This window comes from Kitasatospora sp. NPDC001159 (assembly GCF_053598235.1).
The window spans coordinates 1-18,732 of the sequence record NZ_JBSFJV010000075.1 but is presented as its reverse complement, the minus strand read 5'-3'; the positions used below and the strand labels follow the sequence as shown (position 1 = coordinate 18,732).

21 protein-coding genes and 1 pseudogene are annotated in these 18,732 nt (G+C 71.2%); 7 read left to right on the top strand and 15 right to left on the bottom strand.

What is annotated here, in order from left to right; all coding sequences use genetic code 11:
- Nucleotides 1–93: 93 nt before the first annotated feature.
- Nucleotides 94–309 carry a transposase domain-containing protein gene (locus ACWC9T_RS30040; RefSeq protein WP_449824189.1) on the top strand — a complete coding sequence of 72 codons (216 nt, stop codon included), beginning with the start codon at nucleotides 94–96 and terminating at the stop codon, nucleotides 307–309.
- A 6-nt stretch (nucleotides 310–315) separates the two neighbouring features.
- Complete coding sequence (locus ACWC9T_RS30035) at nucleotides 316–786, top strand: hypothetical protein (protein WP_449824188.1); 471 nt, start codon at nucleotides 316–318, stop codon at nucleotides 784–786.
- 247 nt (nucleotides 787–1,033) lie between these two features.
- Here ACWC9T_RS30035 and ACWC9T_RS30030 read toward each other — a convergent pair whose 3' ends face one another.
- The gene (locus ACWC9T_RS30030; protein WP_449824187.1) at nucleotides 1,034–1,603 is read right to left on the bottom strand and encodes a hypothetical protein; all 570 of its coding nucleotides are present in this window, start codon (nucleotides 1,601–1,603) and stop codon (nucleotides 1,034–1,036) included.
- A 1,358-nt stretch (nucleotides 1,604–2,961) separates the two neighbouring features.
- On the opposite strand from ACWC9T_RS30030, the gene ACWC9T_RS30025 reads away from it, so the two are divergent.
- The gene (locus tag ACWC9T_RS30025; RefSeq protein WP_449824186.1) at nucleotides 2,962–3,990 is read left to right on the top strand and encodes a tetratricopeptide repeat protein; all 1,029 of its coding nucleotides are present in this window, start codon (nucleotides 2,962–2,964) and stop codon (nucleotides 3,988–3,990) included.
- Between the two features lie 57 nt (nucleotides 3,991–4,047).
- Here the strand turns inward: ACWC9T_RS30025 and ACWC9T_RS30020 are convergent, their stop codons facing one another.
- The gene (locus ACWC9T_RS30020; protein ID WP_449824185.1) at nucleotides 4,048–4,650 is read right to left on the bottom strand and encodes a hypothetical protein; all 603 of its coding nucleotides are present in this window, start codon (nucleotides 4,648–4,650) and stop codon (nucleotides 4,048–4,050) included.
- 176 nt (nucleotides 4,651–4,826) lie between these two features.
- Here ACWC9T_RS30020 and ACWC9T_RS30015 point away from each other — a divergent pair, with 176 nt between their 5' ends.
- Nucleotides 4,827–5,468: a CAP family protein gene (locus tag ACWC9T_RS30015; protein ID WP_449824184.1), complete on the top strand. Its 642-nt coding sequence runs from the start codon at nucleotides 4,827–4,829 to the stop codon at nucleotides 5,466–5,468.
- A gap of 126 nt (nucleotides 5,469–5,594) precedes the next feature.
- Nucleotides 5,595–5,999: an integrase core domain-containing protein gene (locus ACWC9T_RS30010; protein ID WP_449824183.1), complete on the top strand. Its 405-nt coding sequence runs from the start codon at nucleotides 5,595–5,597 to the stop codon at nucleotides 5,997–5,999.
- Between the two features lie 91 nt (nucleotides 6,000–6,090).
- Here ACWC9T_RS30010 and ACWC9T_RS30005 read toward each other — a convergent pair whose 3' ends face one another.
- From ACWC9T_RS30005 to ACWC9T_RS29980, 6 genes are all read right to left on the bottom strand, one after another.
- Nucleotides 6,091–6,741: a tetratricopeptide repeat protein gene (locus ACWC9T_RS30005; protein WP_449824182.1), complete on the bottom strand. Its 651-nt coding sequence runs from the start codon at nucleotides 6,739–6,741 to the stop codon at nucleotides 6,091–6,093.
- Nucleotides 6,742–7,005: 264 nt separating this feature from the next.
- Nucleotides 7,006–7,893 carry a thioesterase domain-containing protein gene (locus ACWC9T_RS30000; RefSeq protein WP_449824181.1) on the bottom strand — a complete coding sequence of 296 codons (888 nt, stop codon included), beginning with the start codon at nucleotides 7,891–7,893 and terminating at the stop codon, nucleotides 7,006–7,008.
- Nucleotides 7,894–7,981: 88 nt separating this feature from the next.
- Nucleotides 7,982–8,512 carry a class II aldolase/adducin family protein gene (locus ACWC9T_RS29995; RefSeq protein WP_449824180.1) on the bottom strand — a complete coding sequence of 177 codons (531 nt, stop codon included), beginning with the start codon at nucleotides 8,510–8,512 and terminating at the stop codon, nucleotides 7,982–7,984.
- Between the two features lie 10 nt (nucleotides 8,513–8,522).
- Nucleotides 8,523–8,993 (bottom strand): DUF308 domain-containing protein, encoded by a 471-nt coding sequence (locus tag ACWC9T_RS29990; protein WP_449824179.1) that lies wholly within the window; start codon nucleotides 8,991–8,993, stop codon nucleotides 8,523–8,525.
- Nucleotides 8,994–9,062: 69 nt separating this feature from the next.
- Entirely contained in the window at nucleotides 9,063–9,725 is a 663-nt protein-coding gene (locus ACWC9T_RS29985) for a fatty acid desaturase family protein (protein WP_449824209.1), read from the bottom strand.
- 258 nt (nucleotides 9,726–9,983) lie between these two features.
- Nucleotides 9,984–10,457 carry a L,D-transpeptidase gene (locus ACWC9T_RS29980; protein ID WP_449824208.1) on the bottom strand — a complete coding sequence of 158 codons (474 nt, stop codon included), beginning with the start codon at nucleotides 10,455–10,457 and terminating at the stop codon, nucleotides 9,984–9,986.
- Nucleotides 10,458–10,920: 463 nt separating this feature from the next.
- Here ACWC9T_RS29980 and ACWC9T_RS29975 point away from each other — a divergent pair, with 463 nt between their 5' ends.
- A complete protein-coding gene (locus tag ACWC9T_RS29975) occupies nucleotides 10,921–11,538 on the top strand; it encodes a hypothetical protein (RefSeq protein WP_449824178.1) in 618 nt (205 codons plus the stop codon).
- Nucleotides 11,539–11,866: 328 nt separating this feature from the next.
- Here ACWC9T_RS29975 and ACWC9T_RS29970 read toward each other — a convergent pair whose 3' ends face one another.
- The 3 genes and pseudogenes from ACWC9T_RS29970 to ACWC9T_RS29960 all read right to left on the bottom strand — a co-directional run bounded on the left by ACWC9T_RS29970 (nucleotide 11,867) and on the right by ACWC9T_RS29960 (nucleotide 14,103).
- Nucleotides 11,867–12,856, bottom strand: a complete 990-nt coding sequence (locus ACWC9T_RS29970) for an aldo/keto reductase (protein ID WP_449824177.1) — start codon at nucleotides 12,854–12,856, stop codon at nucleotides 11,867–11,869.
- 272 nt (nucleotides 12,857–13,128) lie between these two features.
- A pseudogene (locus ACWC9T_RS29965) lies at nucleotides 13,129–13,203 on the bottom strand (gas vesicle protein GvpG); the annotation flags it as partial.
- Between the two features lie 138 nt (nucleotides 13,204–13,341).
- Nucleotides 13,342–14,103, bottom strand: coding sequence for a helix-turn-helix domain-containing protein (locus tag ACWC9T_RS29960; RefSeq protein WP_449824176.1), 762 nt, complete (start codon nucleotides 14,101–14,103; stop codon nucleotides 13,342–13,344).
- A gap of 211 nt (nucleotides 14,104–14,314) precedes the next feature.
- Between ACWC9T_RS29960 and ACWC9T_RS29955 the strand changes: the two genes are divergently transcribed.
- Nucleotides 14,315–15,316 (top strand): alpha/beta fold hydrolase, encoded by a 1,002-nt coding sequence (locus ACWC9T_RS29955; RefSeq protein WP_449824175.1) that lies wholly within the window; start codon nucleotides 14,315–14,317, stop codon nucleotides 15,314–15,316.
- A gap of 288 nt (nucleotides 15,317–15,604) precedes the next feature.
- Here the strand turns inward: ACWC9T_RS29955 and ACWC9T_RS29950 are convergent, their stop codons facing one another.
- From ACWC9T_RS29950 to ACWC9T_RS29935, 4 genes are all read right to left on the bottom strand, one after another.
- Entirely contained in the window at nucleotides 15,605–15,781 is a 177-nt protein-coding gene (locus tag ACWC9T_RS29950) for a hypothetical protein (RefSeq protein WP_449824174.1), read from the bottom strand.
- 202 nt (nucleotides 15,782–15,983) lie between these two features.
- Nucleotides 15,984–17,207 carry a hypothetical protein gene (locus ACWC9T_RS29945; protein ID WP_449824173.1) on the bottom strand — a complete coding sequence of 408 codons (1,224 nt, stop codon included), beginning with the start codon at nucleotides 17,205–17,207 and terminating at the stop codon, nucleotides 15,984–15,986.
- Nucleotides 17,197–17,781, bottom strand: coding sequence for a SigE family RNA polymerase sigma factor (locus tag ACWC9T_RS29940; protein ID WP_449824172.1), 585 nt, complete (start codon nucleotides 17,779–17,781; stop codon nucleotides 17,197–17,199). The genes ACWC9T_RS29945 and ACWC9T_RS29940 overlap by 11 nt, the downstream gene beginning before the upstream one ends.
- A 269-nt stretch (nucleotides 17,782–18,050) precedes the next feature.
- On the bottom strand, nucleotides 18,051–18,732 hold a 682-nt coding region (locus ACWC9T_RS29935), incomplete at its 5' end, for an integrase core domain-containing protein (RefSeq protein WP_449824171.1).

The following is an 18,732-nucleotide window of genomic DNA, read 5'->3' as shown; positions in this document are numbered from 1 at the left end:
GTGGGCAACGCGGCTCCGTTGAGACAGGTTGTCGACCAAGACGTCCTGCACGGAGCCGCGTTGTCTCTCCATCCTGCCTCCCCACCTGCCCTGGTGACACTCTCCCGGGAGATCACCGTGGCCGCGGGGCGATCCGCCGCCGGGCATCTGGGCGGTCTGACCCCGTTCTTGCCCTTCGAGTTGGTGGACGCCGTCCTGCAGGAGCACCGGGCGGTCGAACGGCGGCTGCGGGACCTGCCGTCTCGTGTCGGGGTCTACTTCCTGCTGGCGATGTGTCTGTTCCCGGAGGTCGGCTACCGGCTGGTGTAGGCGAAGATGACGTCCGGGCTCGGCGGAGACTTGCCGGTGCCGAGCGCGAAAGGGCTGCGTGATCTGCGCCGCAGGGTGGGGTGTGCACCGATGCGGGCCTTGTTCGAGGTGGTGGCCGGGGTACTGGCGCAGCCGCGGACCCTCGGAGCGCGTTTCGGCCCCTACCGCACGGTCTCATTCGACGGCTGCAGCTCGATCAAGGTGCCCGACAGTGAACGCAACCGGGGCCGGCTGGGCCGCTGCCCGCACGGCGGTTACCCGCAGATCGAGGTGATGACGCTGGTCGAGACCGGCACCCGGGCCTTGATCGGCGCGGTCTTCGGCCCCACCGAGGAAGGCGAGACCTCGTACGCCACCCGGCTGCTGCACCACCTGAACTCCGAGATGCTGGTCCTGTGGGACCGCGGCTTCGACGGCAACGACTTTCTCGGACCATCCCGCAGTACGCCGGGCCCGGCAGAACCAGCAACCGCATGACACGTGTCCTGGCCCTCCTGCAGACAGAACCCCAACGGCAGTGGCGGGCACGGGAGATCGCCGAACTCCTCGGCGACGTCACCCTCGTCGCCACCTATCGGCAACTCGCCCGCTGGACCGAGAGAGGGCTGATCACAAGAGTCAGGGCCGGCCGCTACACAGCGGCCCCACCGGCCGCGCCGTCCCGCTTGCGTCCCCCAACGAAGCGCTAACTACCCGGCCTTGGTGGAACTTCAGTGTTCGGTAATCAGGGCGCGCAGGGATCTGGGAGGTCGTCGAGGCTTCCGCGCAGGTCCCGCAGGGCGAAGGCGACGGCCAGGCGGGTGGCGCAGGTGCGGGCCTTGAGCAGGTTGGTGGGCGGGTCCTGGGCGGTGGCCTTGGCCAGGTAGTAGGTGACGGGCTGGACCGCCCAGGCCAGCGCCGCCTCCGGATTGCTGTCGTCGTGGTCGGGCCGGGCGAAGGCGTCCGGTCCGAGGCCGAGGCCGTCGCACAGCCACTGGGGCCGCATGCTGGCGCGGTACGGGGCGTGGCCGGCCAGCCGGAAGGCGCGCAGGGTGGTGATGGCTGCCGTTGCCTCGATCCCGAAGGCGTCGGCGAGGCGCTGCAGAATCGGTTGCAGCACTGCGCGGGCGGCCGCCGCGTCGGCCGGGGCGGCGACGACGGGGATCAGGTCGAGGTCGGAGGTGATGTGTCCGCTGCGCCCGGTGCGGTGGTCGCCTCGGGCGAGGGAGCCGGACAGGGCCACCGACATGCCGGTCACGTCGGCGAATTCCTGGTCCAGCTGTGTCAGGAGCAGGGGCAAGTCGTGGGAGTTCACAGTGCTCCTCGGGTGTCGGCGACGGCGGTGAAGTCGGCGTGTACGGGCCGTGGTGGGCCTCGGCCGCGGTGAACGCGTCCAGCGCCGCGGTGAGCAGCGGCAGATAGCCCAGTAAGGCGTGGGCGTAGCGCAGGTCTTTGATCATGTGGTGGACGGCGAAGTCCGGGTCTTCGTAGGCGCGTTCTTCGATCCGGGGCAGTTTCTGGGCGGCGAGGGTGGCCATCCAGCCGTCGGTGGTCACGACGCAGGTGGCCACCGGGTAGTCGGCGCCGAGGTGCTCCGGCAGGCAGCGGGCGAACGCGCCGGCGGCATGGAGGAGGGTTGCGCCCCAGGCGTTGAAGATGAGCTTGAAGCGGGCCGGGTTGTGCCCGGAGCCGTGAACCGGTGGCGGTTGCGGGTGAAGGCGGCCAGGACGCGGTCCGCGGCGTCGTGCGGGGCGGCGGCGTAGAGGAAGGCGGACAGGGTGCCGGCCTTCGCGCCGGGCCGGGAGCCGGTGACGGGGCATCGTCAACGTCCTGAGCAGGAAGGTGAGCTGCTCCAGCGACTTGAGGGGCTGACCCATCCTGCTCAGGCGCACGATGAAGGCGGCACGGTCCGCGATGGAGTGGGCGACGGCGGCCGCGCCCGCGCCGCGGGTGTGCACCACCTTGCCGAGCCTCTTGTCGCGCCGGCTGATGCTGGCGCCTTTCGTCTTGCACGCCTCGCTGCAGTAGAGCGGCGTCCGGCCGCGGTTGCTGGGGCGCTGGAAGGTCTTGCCGCAGCGCCGGCAGGTCAGCTGGGTCGTCGTCATTCGTGTGTGGTCTCCTCGGGTGCCGGTCCGCAGCGTGCTGCGGACCGGCTCCTTTCCGCGATGGAAGCCGCCTGCGGGTGGTGCAGAACGGCGTCTCGTCGGCCGTCGGGTCGGCCGGGATGCCGGGGGCGGCCTTCGGCCGGCTCCGCCCCCGGCCAGGTCACATCCGGGCGGAGGCGCTGAGCCGCCAGGCCTCTGTGGAGCCGTCCCGCTGGTCGTCGAGGTCGCCCAGTGGCCCGCGACGTAGTTCGCTGTCTAGGACGTTGCCGTACGACCAAGCGAGGGGCCGGCCCTCCCTCATCCTCGCGCTCACGCGAGGCTGCGCGGTCTGCCAGACCGCCTTCGTCCTCGAATCGCCGCTCAGCAAGCGGCTCTATTGCTCGCGCCTATCGGTGCTGGCCTCGCAGGGCAAGCGTCCCTGGCCGGGTGAGCCGGAATCGATCCGCGTTCCCAACCCCGCTCGCCGCCGGGCGGGTTACGCTACGACCCCGCCGAACGGGTGAGTTCACCAACCGATCCCGTGCCCTCGGGTCTCCGGCGGTGTCGTCGCAATTCGGGAGGGAAGCCCATGTCGGACCGCACCACCTCGGACGAGCAGCTCGCCAAGGACCTCGCAGGCATGCTGGCCGCGCCGCACACCGTCCCGCGGGGCCTGAAGCCCGGCATCCCGTGGTTCAACTTCGACCTCGCCTTCGAACTCGGTCTCGGCTACGCCAACCGCGGCGAGATCGCCGCCGCCGAGGCCGTCGCCGCCACCGCGCTGGCCTCCTCCGGAGCGAAGACCCAGGCGGCGGGGCACCTGGTGACCGCCGTGGTGCACCTGAGCCGCGGCCGGTTCCGCCGGGCCTGGTCGGCGGCCGGGAAGGCCGCGAAGGTCGCCGACCCGGACGTGGCGGCCGAGATGGCCTACGTCCGGGGGCTCTGCCTGGAAGGGCGCGGGAACCACCGGGACGCGAGCCGCCAGTACGCGCTGGTCGCCGACTCCGGGCGGCCCCGGACCTTCGCCCGCGCCGCGCTCTCCATGGGCGGGATGCTGGCGCGCGAGACCCAGGACTGGGACCAGGACGCCTTCGACACCCTCGGCACCGCCATCGCCACCGGCTTCCCCGAGGTCGTCGGCCCGGCCCAGCTCACCCAGGCGCTGATGGCCGACCGCGTCGGCGACCGGGACCTCGCGGAGTTCCTCTACCGCGAGGCGACCCACGCCGCGGTGCCTCAGACCGCCGCGCAGGCCGCCTTCCACCTCGGCGACATGCTCCAGGCCCGCGGGGACGTGGCGGGAGCCCGGGCGCAGTTCGCCGCCGCGGCCCGATCCGGCGACCCGGAGTTCTCCGGGAAGGGCGCCCTGAGCCTGGGCGTCCTGCTCATGGAGGCGGGCGAGAGTGCCGACGCCATCGAGGTCTTCGCCTTCGCCTCGAACTCCAACTACGAGCCGGCCGCGGCCCGGGGCCACTGTCACCTCGGCCTGCTGTCCATCGACGCCGGGGACCTCGTGAGCGGCGAGCGCCACCTGAAGATCGCCCTGAAGCACAAGGACCCGCAGGTAAAGGCCGCGGCCGAGGCCGGTCTCACCCGGATCCGCAGCGCCCGCAGGTGACGCGGCGGCCGCACCGGCGCCTCGGGTCATTCGCTGGTCGGGCCGCTCGGGCGGCTCCTACAGTGACGGCGGATCACCAGCCGACCCGGGAGCGGACCATGCGCGTGCAGTACCCACGGACGCCGCACCTGCCCTGGTCGGGGCGCTCGGCAGGGTCAACGAGCGGGTGGCGCGGCGGGTACGGTCGGGCAGCAGGTCCAGCACGATCCGGCGGTCCCCGTTGGCCAGCGCGGCCAACCGAGCGCGGTCGAGGCCGGCCGGATCGGCGACGGCGAGCAGTCCGAGGACGGCCGAGGGTGCCTGGGCCGGGTCGTCGAGGAGGGCTTCGAGCCGGGCGGTCAGCGGGCGCCCGGCCGGGCCGAGCACGGCGATCTCGCGGGCGGCGCGGGCGGCCGTCCAGTGGAACCACTGCTGCCCCCGGTGCTGTCGAACACCGAGGCCAGCGACGGGAGGGTCTCGGCCAGTTCGCCGCGCTCGTCGGCGTACACGCCGACGGCCCGGTTGTCCGTCGCCCAAGGCCAGCCCCGTCCGGGAGCTGCAGGAGAAGCCGGGGCCCTGCTGCGTGAGGCTTCCTACTTTCCGGGCCCGGCCGAGCTGGTGGACCTGGTCTGCCCCGTCGGCCGACTGGTCGGTCGCGGCGGTCGGCAGGGCGCTGTCCATGGCCGGGATCGTAGCCGTCAAGGTCAGCGCCCGGCGCGGGTTTCGCCCCGTACCCGTCGGCGGGGCGATACTTCCAGGCTTGGTGGCCGGGACAAGGGGTTCTGCAGCATCCCGTGCCCCGGCGCCCTTGGCCGCGTTGATCAGTTCAGCGAGATCAGCGCGAGAAGGAGCACACCTTGACGACACTTCCGATCCGCAGGATCGCCATGGCCACCGCGGCGGCGACCCTGGCCACGATGACGGCGATGCAGCCCGCAATGGCCGCTGGTGCGTCCCACCGCGCGTTCACGGACCAGACCGACAGCATGTTCCAGAACGACTGTCTCACCGCCATCAACCCCTACCGTGCCAAGCACCAAGCGCCCCCGCTCACCATCGACCCGAAGCTCGTGGACTACGCCAAGACCCGGGCACAGAGGATCTCCCACCCGGACGGCTTCAACCACAACGGCCTGGCCGACGGGTACGGCGAACTCCTCGACTGGCGCTCGTACGGCAGCAAGAAGGCTGACGCCGCCTACGCCCCGCACACCTGCAAGGACGCGGTGGACTCCTGGTACAGCGAGAGCAAGCAGTACAACTTCAACAGCCCCGGCTTCAGCGATGAAACCGGCAGCTTCACCCAGCTCGTGTGGAAGTCCACAACGAAGGTCGGCTGCGCGCGGGTGGGCGGCCCCCGCAACGGGAACCCCCAGGAAGACGGCTTCCACTGGTTCGACACCTTCATCGCCTGCAACTTCACTCCGCAGGGCAACTTCTACATGGTGGGCCAGGAAGCGCAGGCATTCGCGGACAACGTCCTGCCGGCCAAGCCGTAGGGCACCGACAAGAGAACGCACGAAGCCCCCGGCATGCCGCCGAGGCTGGCGGCATGCCGGGGGCCCCTGGGCGCGACCGCGCATCCGACCGCGTCCTGGGTGGCACAGGCGGCGAAGAACCTCGTCATGGACCTCGAGGACGTCGGTTGCCGGGCGCGGTTCCTGATCCGGGACAGGGACGGGAAGTTCCCCGAACTGTTCGACGCCGTCTCCAACGATGCGGGTATCCGGGTCGTGCTCAGCGGGGTCCGCATGCCGCGCATGAACTCCGTCATGGAGTGGTGGATACAGACCTGCCGACGCGAGCTGCTGGACCGGACGTTGATCTGGAATGAACGGCACCTGCTCTACGCCCTAAGGGAGTTCGAGAGGTTCTCCAACGACCACAGGCCACACCAGGGCATCGCGAACGCCCGCCCCCTCCGCGCTCTTCCCGAGCCGATCAACGGCCCAGATCAGATCGGCTGCCTCGACATTCGTCGGGCCGACCGGCTCGGCGGCCTCCTCCATGAGTACCAACATGCGGCCTGACCAGTCCGGATGAGGTTTCCGGCAAGCGCAGTGGCCGTCGACAGCCTCGGCGGTGGCTCGCCGTGCGACGCGTACTTTCAGAGAGGCCGTCTCAGGGCAGGTCGAGCTCCTTACGGGCTCCCGCTATCCAGCGCAGAACGCCGTTGGATCCGGTGGTTTCGGCGAGCTCTGTCGCTTCCTTGAGCAGCGCGGCCGCGTCGCCCCGCCGCTCCTGTTGGGCGGTGAGGTAGGCCAGCCCGATCAGGTTGGCCGCCACTCCCGGTAGGAAGCCCAACTCCCGGCGCAGGCGAGTGGACTCCTCGAAGTGCACGCGGGCCGCGCCCAGGCGGCCGGCCATGTGGTCAGCGAAGCCGAGATGCCGCAGGGCATAGGACATGGTCAGCCGGTCGCCGGCCTTGGTGGCCAGGTCCAGGGCGCGTCTGAAAGCGGGCAGGGCGGTCTCGGTGTCGTCGCGGACCACCTGGTGAAAGGTGCCGACCCAGAACACCGCCTCGCCCTGGCCTCGCGCATCGCCAAGCCCCTCATACAGCTCCGCCGCACGCTCGAAGAGCTCCAGCTCCCGCGAGTCTTCGGCCCGCCCTTCCAGGAAGCGGGCGTGGATCACACGGCCACGAGCCAGAGCGAGGTCAGCCTCGACCGCATCGAGGTCTCGATCAGCGATCGCCAGCACACCGCTGTCTCCACCGAAGACGGCGCGCTCGTAGAGGAGTCCAGCCTTCTCGATTCGCTCATCCGCAGTCATGCCCTGATCGTATCGACCATCGGCGACTATGACGTCCAGTCACATTGTGAGTAAGGGCGGCCTGTTCGGGGATGTCGCGCAGCATAGCTTCCCTGGTGGTCCGGTCGCCGATGAAGCAGCCCTCGTACACCGCCACCCACTTCCCGGCTTCGAGACCGGGCAGAGCGCGCTCGACCCAGCCGACCTGGTAGCCACACCAGCGCACACAGGGCCCAGGACGCTCCACTCGGGGCAAACGCCACTCCCCCGGCCCCAGCCATCGTCTCAGACCGCATCAGCACCACCACAACCGACAGCCGTACGGGGCATCCCGACCAAGCGAGAACGAACCCCAACGCCAACACCCGAACTCCCCCAACAGGCCTCTGATGCGATGAAGGGGCGGGGCCTCCGCTCCTCGTGGGTCGTGTAGTGGTCGCACGGTGTGGTGTGCACGGCCAGGCCGTGCGGGGCCAGCTCCGCCCAGCCGAGCGTCTCGTCCTCCGGGATGAGACTGTCCGCGGCCTTGACCAGGACCAGCGGCACGGACGAGGGCGCCGGGCGGTGCGTGGAGGTGAGCCGGTTGTTGCGCAACAGCCCGTCGACGTAGGTGTCGTAGAGCTTGCGCAGGCCGGGAAGCGGTGTGCCCTCGGCCAGCGCGCCGCAGTCGATCGCGGCGTCGAGCAGGCGGACCAGCCCGGTCTCGGTGTCGAGGCCGACGCTTCCGCCGGGGCCGAACGAGACCGTACGGCCGCGCTTGGCGCCCAGGTACATCGCGAACCAGCGCAGCAGCAGGGGCGGGTCGAGCGCGTCGTCAGGCTGCTGGTAGGCGTCGGTGGGGGCGATGCTGTCGAGGAGCACCAGCCGGTCGGGCCGCTCCGACCGCGCCAGGCGCTCGGTCATCGCCTGCGCGAGGACACCGCCGAAGGACCAGCCGACGAAGGTCACCGGGCCGCCGGCCGGCTGCCGCACCCGGTCGGCGCGGTACTCCGCGACCAGCCGGTCCACCAGCGAGGCGACGGTCAGCTCGGTGCGCCCGCCCGACAGCGCGGCTTCGAAGTACTCGGGGACACCGGCCAGGTCCAGGACGACGGCCCCGCAGTCCCCGGGCAGCGCCTGCGCGATGCCACCCCAGACGCTCGACGGGAGCGCGCCGGGGTGGACGGCGTACACGGTGTGCTCCCCGGGGGCGGTGGGCCGGTGCCGGAGCGCCAGCGGTGGCGCGTCCGGACCGGTACCGGCTCCCCGGAGCGCTCCGGCCCTACACCGAGGCGGCACGCTGCGCGACCTCCTCGGCCAGGTACTCCGCCAGGTCCTTGATGGTCGGGTGGTGCCACAGCGTCGTCGTGCCCAGTTCAAAACCCAGCCAGTGGTCGGTCCAGTGCCGCACGGGACCGGCCGCCTGAGCGGTCAGCTGGATGGCGCGCGCCCGTTCCAGCAGGACGGCGTACATGCCGGCGTGCGCGATGTCCCGGACCGCCGTGAGCAGGCCGTGTTGCGGCATCAGGCAGGCCCGGGCAGGGCCGAGGTCGGCGGCGAGGGCCTTGCCGAGTTCTTGGGTGTGGACGAGGTTGGCGGTGGCGCCGAAGCTCGGGAGGCCGCGCTCGGCGAAGACCACCGCGTCGTGGCTGAGCGGGCGCAGCGGGGCCCCGAGGGCGCTGAACGCGTTCACGGTGGCCGCGTGGGTGTGCAGCCCGATGACGTCACAGCCGCCCCGGCTGGCACTACTGGGTACGGCGCGCGACGCGGTCCTGAGCAGCGGCCCCTCGTCCAAAGGCGAACGAGGGGCCACATATGCCCGACTACGCCGCGGGGACGGACGTCGCCGTCGCCGCACGCCAGGTGGCGACGACGTCGGCCGCCTTGGTCTCGAAGTCCGGGTCGCGCCAGGCGCCCGGCATGCCGATCACCGCCGGCAGCTTGAAGTCGCCGTGCTCCCGGTGGGTGACCCGCACGACGTCCCCGGAATCGGGGCGGTTGCGGTTCTTCCCGACCTCGACGTTGGTGATGTCCGCCCAGGCGAACCGCTTGCGGGAGCCCAGCGCCCCGGTCCACCAGATCTCGCGCTCGTCGAAGCTCACGCTGCTGAAGGCGCCCCTCACCTGGAGGAGTCCACCGATGATCAGGAGAACGCCGAAAGCCATGACGGCGGCAGTCCGGACGTTCATCGGGAAGAGCGAACCGCGGTACAGAAGGTAGGCACCACCGGCCAGGTAGAGCGTCGAGAAGATCCACTGGCGGCGTATCTGTGCCGGATGGAGACGGTAAGTCACGTGTTTCACCAGCGGATCTTGGCAGGTCGGGCGCATCTGAGGAAGCGTCACCGTCGACCCCTGCCCGTCTCACTCCCCCGAGCAGATCGGCTCCCCGGTGCGGTGCAGGTAGGCGAGGATCTCGCGGTACGAGCGGAACAGGCCGACCTCGTAGTACGAGATGCCCTTCTCCGCGCAGAACGCGCGGGTGATCCGCGCCGCCCGTCCGAGCTCGGGCGTCGGCATGCTGGGGAAGAGGTGGTGTTCCACCTGATAGTTGAGGCCGCCCATCACGGCGTCGACGACCAACCCGCCGCGAACGTTGCGCGAGGTGAGCACCTGGCGGCGCAGGAAGTCGAGCCGCATCTCCGGGATCACCATCAGCATGCCCTTGTGGTTCGGGGCGAAGACGCAGCCCAGGTAGACGCCGAGCAGCGCCTGGTGGACGGCGAGGAAGGCCGCCGCCTTGCCCGGTACACCGCGGGTTCTCGCACAACCCGCCGCAGCGGAACAGCACCGCCTGGACCGCCGCGTCGATGCGCACCGGACGATCCGACCCCTTGCACCGCCGTCCTCGCGTACCCTTCTCCCGCTGGTCGACCATGGTGACCTGGCGCCTGTACTCGGTGTCCCGTGTCTCCGTCGTTGACGCGGCGGTGGCGGGCTCCTCGGGGTGTTTGGCCGAGCGCTCGCATCGCAGATGCTGCAGCCGTTCTCACCGGCCGCTGACCTGCGCCGACAGCCGAAACTCACCAGGCTGGCGGCGTTGGAGACGATGCGGCTGTCGATCAGGGCGGTCCAGGTGCTGCGCTGGACGTCGTACTCCTCGATCCAGGCGCCGCCGCCTCGCGCTCGTACGCCGGTCGCCCTCAGGCGCGCGGCGCACGAGCCCGTCCCCTTCCACGGATCGTCTCCCGGCCGGGTGCGACTGACCGTCACCGGCGCGGCTGTCCCGGGGGAGCGGGCGGTCGCGCCGGTGGCGGAGGACGGCCCCTCGGCGGGCGGCGGGTGCTACCAGTTGGCCCAGGGCAGGTTCCAGCCACCGAGGCCGTTGTCGGGGGAGACGGTCTTCTCCTTGGTGTTCACGACCGTGACGACGTCGCCGATCAGCGAGCTGTTGAAGAACGACCCCGCGGGGGAGGTGTCGCTGCCGCCCTCCACGTCCTTGAGCGAGACGCAGCCGTGGCTGGTGTTGGCCTTGCCGAACGGGTCGCCCTTGTACCAGTAGTTCCCGTGGAGGTAGGTGCCGCTCCTCGTCAGCCGCATCGCGTGCGGGACGGCGGGGATGTCGTACTCACTGCCCAGACCGACGGTCTGGGAGTTCATGTGGGTGACCTTCTCCTTGGACATGATGACCATGGTTCCGCCCCAGGAGGGGTGCTTGTCGTCGCCGAGGGTGGCGGGCACGGTGGTGGACTTGCCGTCCCGCACGATCGTCATGGTGTGCGTGGCGGCGTCCGCGGTGGAGACCTGGGAGCGGCCGATGGTGAACGGTTCGTCCTTGTCGATGTCGCCCCAGACGCCGGGGGCGACTTCGACGGCTGCACGTGAGCACGTCGGCCCTGCACCGCTACTGCAACGGCGATGTGATGCCAGCGGAGTTCACCCCGCTGGAACGCCTCGCGCGGCTGTGCCGGGCGACACCGCAGGAGTGCACGAGCTCTACCGGCTGTGGGTCATCGCCCACGCGGCACGGGGGAACCGGCAGGCATCCGCCCCGGCGGCGAAGGCTCCGTCAGCGGCTCCGGTGACTGCGACGGCCGCGGAGGGTTCTGCGGCTTTCGGGCCTGCGGCAGCGGAGAGCCCAGCGGAAGCGGCACCGGTACCGGAGGCGGTACCGGAACCGCGACCGGCCGCGGGAGACGTCGCGCAGGACGGGGCGGCCGCCCCGGCGCGCACCCCCGCCGTGCCGCCGCAGCGGCGAGTGCGCCGGGGTGTACTCGCCGCCGTGACGGCTGCCGCGGTGCTCGCCACCATCGGGGCCGTCGCCACCGGTCTCAAGGCGGGTACGGGCAGTGACCCCGCGTCCGCTCCCGCCCCGGCGGCGGACGCCGGTCCGTCCGCCGGATCCCCGGACCCGCTCCCGCCCCCCGCCGCAACGCCGGCCGCCGCCGGCGCGACCCCCTCGGGGCCCGCCGGGGCCGCGGACCAGGGTGCGGGTGCCCCGATCACCGTCGCCGTCCGCCCGTCCGGCTGGGAAACCGCGTGCGACCAGTACGTGGTCAACCGCCCGCCGTCGGAAGTCCCCCGGCCGCCCGCACTGGTGGACGTCCCCGCCTGGGTCTCCAAGGTCGGCGCGGTCCCCGGCCATTACCAGTCGATCGAGCTCGCCGTGCAGGGCACCGGCAGCGACACCGTGGTGCTGACCGCCCTCAACGTCCGCATCGCCCGGACCGCGGCCCCGCTGGCCTGGAACGCCTACTCCATGGGCGAGGGCTGCGGCGGCGGAGTCGACGTCCAATCGTACGACCTCGACCTGGACGCGGCCCGCCCCCGCCCGGTCGTGACCGAGGGCAGCACCTGCCTGCCGGTCAAGGTGAGCGAGCGGGACCCGGAGGTCATCTAGGTCACCGCCGAGACCACCTCCCACGACGTCAGCTGGTACCTGGAACTGGAGTGGTCCAGCGGCAACCGGAAGGGCACGCTGACCATCGGCCCGGGCGACGGCACGCCGTTCCGCACCAGCGCGGTCAAGGGCCGCCCGCTGTACAGCTACCCGGTCGGCGGGAAGGCCTGGGAGCCGAGCCCCTTCCAGGAGTGACGACCGCGCGGGGTCCCGCCACCGGGACCCGCCACCGGGACCCGCCACCGGGACCCCGCCCTCAGCCCGCCGAGTGGCGGCGGACCGGTACCTGATGCCGAGGCGGGCGCAGCCGGTCAGCGGCGGCTGCTGCTCAGCGGTTCACCGCCCGCATCCCGTCCTCGTCGTAGCGCTCGCCCGCCGCCCCGGGCAGCTCGGCGTCGATGCGGGCCAAGTCCTCGTCGGTCAGCTCGACGCCGACCGCGTCCGCGTTCTGCTCCAGGTAGGTGCGGCGCTTGGTGCCCGGGATCGGGACGAGGTCCTCGCCGCGGGCCAGGACCCAGGCGAGGGCCAGCTGGGCCGGGGTGATGTCCTTCTCCGCGGCGATCTCCTTCACCTTCCCGGCGAGCCGGAGGTTGGCCGCCAGGTTGGCCTCGGTGAAGCGCGGGTTGGTGCGGCGGAAGTCGTCCCGGTCGAGCTCGTCGGGGGAGCTAAAGCGGCCCGCGAGGAAGCCGCGCCCGAGCGGGGAGTACGGCACGAAGCCGATTCCGAGTTCCCGGCAGGTGGGGAGCACCTCGGCTTCCACGTCCCGGGTCCAGAGCGAATACTCGGTCTGGACGGCGGTGACCGGGTGGACGGCGTGGGCGCGGCGGATGGTCTCCGCGCTCGCTTCGCTCAGCCCGATGTGGCGCACCTTGCCCTCGGCGACCAGTTCGCCGAGGGCGCCGACGGTCTCCTCGATGGGCACGGCCGGGTCGACCCGGTGCTGGTAGTACAGGTCGATGCGGTCGGTCCCGAGCCGCGCGAGCGAACCGTGGACGGAACTGCGGACGTGCTCGGCGGAGCCGTCTTGGCGGCCCACCGTCGACATGTCACCCGGAACGGCGTCGTCCATCCGGTAGTTGAACTTCGTGGCGATCACGTACTCGTCACGGTGTCCCCGGACGGCCTCGCCGACCAGGGATTCGTTGGTGAGCGGTCCGTAGACCTGCGCCGTGTCGAGGAAGGTGATGCCGAGTTCCAGGGCGCGCCGGATGGTCGCGATGGCCTCGTCCTGGTCGGCCGTACCGTAGAAGGCGGACATCCCCATGCAGCCGAGGCCGATGGCCGACACCTGGAGGTCCCGCAGACTGCGCTGTTGCATGTGACGTGCCAGCCCTTCGTCTCGTCCTTCCCGCGGCCCGGCGCCCCTCCGGCGCCCCGGTCCGGGCGACCGGGCCTCATGTCCTCGCAGAGGACCTTACGGTGCTGATGCCGTACGGTGACGGACCGGCACGTCGGGTGCGCGCCGCTGGCCGGCCGTCGGCCGGACCCACCGGCATGCATCATCAGCGCGGGCAAGCAGTAGCCCCTTGCGTACGCATTCGCCGGCACTCATGCTTGCTTCGCGGCCCAGAACCGGTGGATCTCGTCGAGTTAGTCCAGGAGCTCCGTCTCGCGGCGATCGAACTCCTCCTCGCTGATCTGCCCGGCAACCAGTTCCTGTTCGAGGGACTTGAGAGGGCGGTATGTGACGTGATGTCACATCTGTCCTCACCGGTCAGGCAGTAGACGAACGTTAGGCCCCTCAACCTGACGCTCACCTGAGACTCGGATCTCTTTCGGCAGACCGGTCACTCGTGGTGCCGGTCAGGCCGCGCCGCCGTGTGCCGGCCAGGCCCTGTCGTCGGCGGCCAGCCATGGCTCGTTCGCAGCGGCGGTGGGGGGTTCCCCGGTGAACGCGCGGACGTCGTGGTGGAGGTGAGACTGGTCCGCATAGCCGCAGTCCGCTGCCACCCGCGCGGGGGTGTGCCCGCAGACCAGGCGATGGATGGCGTGATCGAAGCGGACCAGCATGGCGGCGCGTTTGGGTGTCAGGCCGATCTGCGAGCCGAAGCGTGACCACATGCGCTGGCGGCTCCACCCGGTGCGGGCCGCGAGGTCGCTCACGCGGGCTTGGCCGTGGCTGGCGGCGATCTGGCGCCAGGCCCAGGCCACCTCGGGATCGACCGGCCTGCCTGCACGGAGCCGGGTAAGCAGTTCTGTGTCAATCAGCGCGAAGCGCTCCGGCCAGGTTCGCGCATGGTGAAGCCGCTCCCGCAGACGCGGCGTGTCGCGGCCCCACAGGTCGTCGAGCGCGATGACGCTCCCGCGCAACTCCGCGAGCGGGAGCCCGAGCACGAGGTGCGCGACAAGCGGAGACAGGCGGATCTGCACGCACTCGATGCCTTCGGCGCGCACCTGGAACGCGCTGAAGGCGAGCCCGGCGGCCAGGCTCGCCGACCGCATTCCGCCGCCGGCGCCGTGGATGCCGAACGGGCGGTCACCGAACTCGACGGCCACGGTGACGGCGGGGTGGGGGATGGCTCGTAGTTCGATCGGGCTGTCGCCGCGAATGCGGAATCCGGCCATGTCGACACCGGGCAGCGCGGTTGCCCGCGACGGTCGCGCGATCTCCCAGGCCGCAGTGGGGTCTGCCTTCCGGCGAACTGGTAGCACGTCTCGACTGTACGAGCGGCTCGGCGGCGGGATCAACCATGCGTGACGCGCGGACATTTCTCCAAGACGCGTCGCGCCGGCCGTCGGCAGGGTGGGGTGCCACGAACCGAGCGACGGAGGAGTCATGGACGAGACGACCACCCCGCAAGACCCACGCACCCGCAGCCGCGCAGGCGCTGCGCCGCGCACCCCGCGCGGACGGCGGGCGTGGAGTCGACGGTGGCGGATCACGCTGCTGGCCGTCGGCGTGCTGGCCGCCCTCCTCACGGCGAACACGTTGGCAGTGTCCACGCAGACAGCCGAAGCCTCCGGCGGGCAGATCGTCCGCCTTCCCGGCGGGGACATCCACGTCGCGCAGGATGGGCCGCCCGGCGCGCCCACGGTGGTGCTCCTGCACGGCCTGGGCGGCTCGACGGCATGGTGGGATCCAGTGCTGCCGGCCTTGCGGGACCTGCACGTGGTGCGGGTGGACCTGCTCGGGCACGGCGGATCGGCCAAACCGGCCGATGGCTACGGCATGGCGGAGCAGGCACGCCGGGTCGGGGCCGTACTCGATCGGCTCGGGGTGCGCCGCGCGACCGTCGTCGGGCATTCGACCGGCGGCGACGTCGCCACGTCGCTGGCCGAACAGCGCCGCGACCTGGTGGCGGCGATCGCGCTGATCGACACTGGCCCGCGGTTGGACGCGTACATCGGCGACAGCTTCACCGGCCGCCTGGTGGCCACGCCGGTGGTGGGGGAACTGCTCTGGCGGCTGCGCACCGACGGCACCATCCGTGACGCGCTGAGCACCGCGTTCACCCGTCAGGTGCGGATCCCCGACCAGATAGTCACCGACATCCGGGGCATGACCTACCGCAGCCTCACCGCGACCGACGATGCGTCCACCGCGTACACGAAGGAACGGCCCATCCCCGACCGACTCGCCGGCCTCGACCTGCCCACCCTGGTGATCTTCGGCTCCCAGGACCGGCGATGGCAGCCGTCCTCCGCCCAGGACTACCACCGAATCCCCCACGCCCGAATCGAGATCCTCGACGGTGTCGGCCACACACCCATGTTCGAGGACCCCGACACCACCGGAGCCCTCCTGCACGGCTTCGCCGTCCAAAACGCGCCACACTGACCCGGCATCACCACTCATCTACCGCAGCCGCCGCACCTGTCGCAGCCCGACACCAACGGGCAACGCCCTCTCGTGCCACATAGTGCGCGTTTGCCAACAGCCTCACCTGGATCACCACCGCGGCCGGCGCGGCGGTGATCCTGTCGTGCTCACTCAACGAGCTGTGCCATGTCAAGCCGACCAGCAGCCGGTGGGCATGGTGCCCAGTTGTCAGGGGCGGTACGTGAACTGGCGCCCGTTTGCCCTTTCGGTTGGGGCAAGCGGCCTGGGTGCGGGCTCGCTGGGCGGCTATGGTCGCGGCCACGCGAACAGCCCCCGCTCGGTCTCGACCAGGATTCCCCGCTCGGCGAGCCGCTTGAGCTTGAGGCGGACGTTGTTGATGTCGCTGGGAGCGATCTCCATGTCCATCGCTTCACACACCGTCCGTGCCCGCAACGGGGCGTCCGCTGCGGCGAATACTGCCATGATCTGCTGGTAGGCCGGATGGTCCGGCAGCTTTGCGGCCGGCCGCGCGGGCGGTCGCGGATCGGGCAGCTCCAGCAGCGTCTTGCGGGTGATCCGGATCTCCTCGGCGGCCTTGTCGAAGCCGTCCAGCAGCTGGGTCTGCCGGTTCCAGCGGGACGGCGCGGGAGGCTCCCGGGCCGGACCGCCGGATCACCGGGGTGTGTCAGGAGCGCCAGGCCGGGTCGATGGCGATGGCCTTGAGCTGCTCCGGGCTGAGCGCCGGGGTTCCGGGGCGGGCCGTGTAGCCGTTCTCCCCGTTCCACTCGGAGATCAACACGTGGTGGCCGTCCGGGGAGTAGACCTCCGCCGTCCAGTGCAGGACCGGATCGGTCGCGGTCTTGCCGTTGCCGAAGCGGTTGGTGACCACGAGGGTGCCGTCGGGCTGCTTCTCGCACACCTCCAGCGGGGTGGTGGGGCCGCTCTCGGCGGACTTCGCCCGCGCCTTGCCCTGCTTCGAGGCCGGCTCCACGGCGACGTGCACCATACTGGTGCGCCCGTCCAGTGCCACCGACAGGTTCGCCCCGTCCGAGCCCGCGGGAACAGCCGACGTGGCCCCGGCTGGCAGCAGGGGCACCAGCTTGGCGCGCAGCTCGGCCGCGCTCGGGCCGGTCGTGGGGGCGGGCGCCGGCGGCTTGGGAGCGTTCCTCCGGGGCGGCAGGGCCGCGAAGGCCCGTTCCCAGGCCGGGGCGGTGATGAACGCAGTGAGCTGTTCGGCGCTCAGCGGCGGGTTCTCCCGGTTGGTGGAGGCCGGTTGCCCGTTGTACTCGGTGACGGACACCCGGCGTCCGTCCGGAGCCGCCCAGGTGGCGCGCCACTCTCGGCCCCCGGGCGTGTGCTCGTTCCGCAGTTTGTCGATCACCACGATCGAGCTGTCCGGCAGCGTGGTCCGGGTGCAGGAGTCCTGGGGTGTGTTGAATCCGTCCATGCAGACGGCGCCTGCCTCGGGTGTCAGCTCCGTCCGCTCCGCGCCGAACTGAAAGATGCTCGCCCCGGCACCGTCGTCGTACAGCACCGTGGCGCCGACCCCGTTCCCGGGCTTTGGCCGGCCGTTCTCACCCGCGCCCGAAGCGGCCAGCACCGTCACCTTCCCCGGCGGCAGCAGGGCGGTGGCCATGGCGACCACCTCGTCCTTGGAGATGGTCGGCAGGTCCGGTGCGGCCGGGTCGGCGATGCCCGGGCCATGGCCCAGCGCCATGAAGCCACCCGTCGCGGCGAGCACCAGCGTGGCGAGGCCGCCCGTCACCGCGGTGAGCCGGCGACGGCGTCGGCGCCGGCCGTGCTCCTGGGCACCGGCTGTGAGGGCGTGGGCGAGCGGTTCGGGTGCCAGCTCGGCCGCGCCGCGCAGGGCGCGGGCGAAGTCGTCCTCGAAGTCGTCGTCAGTTGGCACTGCGAAGCACCGCCTTGTGGGTGGAGGGGCTCGTTCCGGGGGTGCGGCGCACGGCCGTGTCGAGGTCGTCGCCGAGCAGGGCGCGCATCCGGGTCAGCGCGCGGGTGCTGCGCGAGCGGACGGCGGTGGAGCTCAGCCGCAGCGTGGCCGCCGTCTCCTCGACGCTGCGGTCCTCCCAGAACCGCAGCACCAGTACGGCCCGGTCCTTCGCCGGGATCTGGCCCAGCGCCCGCAGCAGCGTCAGCCGCAGCGCAGGGTCCGGATCGTCGACGGCGACGTCAGGGAACTCGGCGGTGACCCGCTCGGAGGCGCTGCGCCGTCTGCGATAGGAGAGGAAGGTGTTGACCAGAACGGTCTGCGCGTATCCACTCGGGTTCGCCAGCCGGGAGATCCTGCGCCACTTCACGAAGATCCGACCCAGTGCCTCCTGGACGAGGTCCTCGGCGAGATACGCGTCACCGCCGGTCAGCAGGAATGCGGTGCGCAGCAGTTGTCGCCCGCGGGAGGCGACGAAGCCCGGGAACTCCGGTGGCCGGGGTTCAGCCGGCGTGTCCGCACTCGATGATTGATCCATACCTTGGTAACGCCACGGCCTCCGGGTTATGTGGCAGAAATATCGTCAGAAAAAACTCGGGTCGTCGTAGTCGGCTCCGTAGACCCGGCCCCCGCAGTAGCGCCTCGTCGCCCATGCCGCCCGGCACCCAGCCGACACCGACATCGCGCGGACGGACCCGCGCTGCCGGGTCACCGCCAGGCAGGTTCGGCCACGTCGCCTTGGTCCTCGTCCCGGCCGCTGCGGGCGACCCGATGGCTGTGCGGGTGCCGAATATTCATCCGCGCTGGTCATGCGGCATGTTGGTACTCGTGGAGTGTGCCGCCGAGTCGGTCTCGTCGGAGGACCTCCAGCTGTGTGACGTGCCCTGACGGGTTGATCGGTTCAGGTAGCAAGCGCAGGGGCGCGGCCTGCATCAGCGCTCGGTGTGGCCGGTGCTCGTTGTAGTGGGTCTCGAACTCGCGGAGCGTGTGGAGGAGGTGGCGCTGGTTCCAGATCAGGGTGCGGTCCAGGAGTTCCCTGCGGCAGGTCTGTATCCAGCGCTCGATGAGGGAGTTCATCCGCGGCATCCGGATGCCGGTGGTGACCACCTTCAGGCGGGCATCGGCCATCAGGGCGTCGAAGGCGGCGGTGAACTTCGAGTCGCGGTCACGGGTCAGGAACCTGGCCGTGCTGCCCGCGTCCTCGATCTCCATGAGCGGGTTGCGTCCGAGCTGCACGACCCACTGCGCGGTCGGATGCGCGGTGGCGCCCAGGACCCGGATGCGCCTCGTCGAGTGCTCGATGGCGGCGAAGACGTACAGGCGCGCCCCGGTCAGCGTGCGGATCTCGAAGAGATCGCAGGAGAGCAGGGCCTCGGCCTGGCTGCGCAGGAAAGCGGCCCAGGTCGTGCTCTGCCGCTCGGGCGCGGGCGGGACGCCGTGCGCACGGAGGATCTCCCAGACGCTGGAGGCGGCGACCTTGATACCGAGG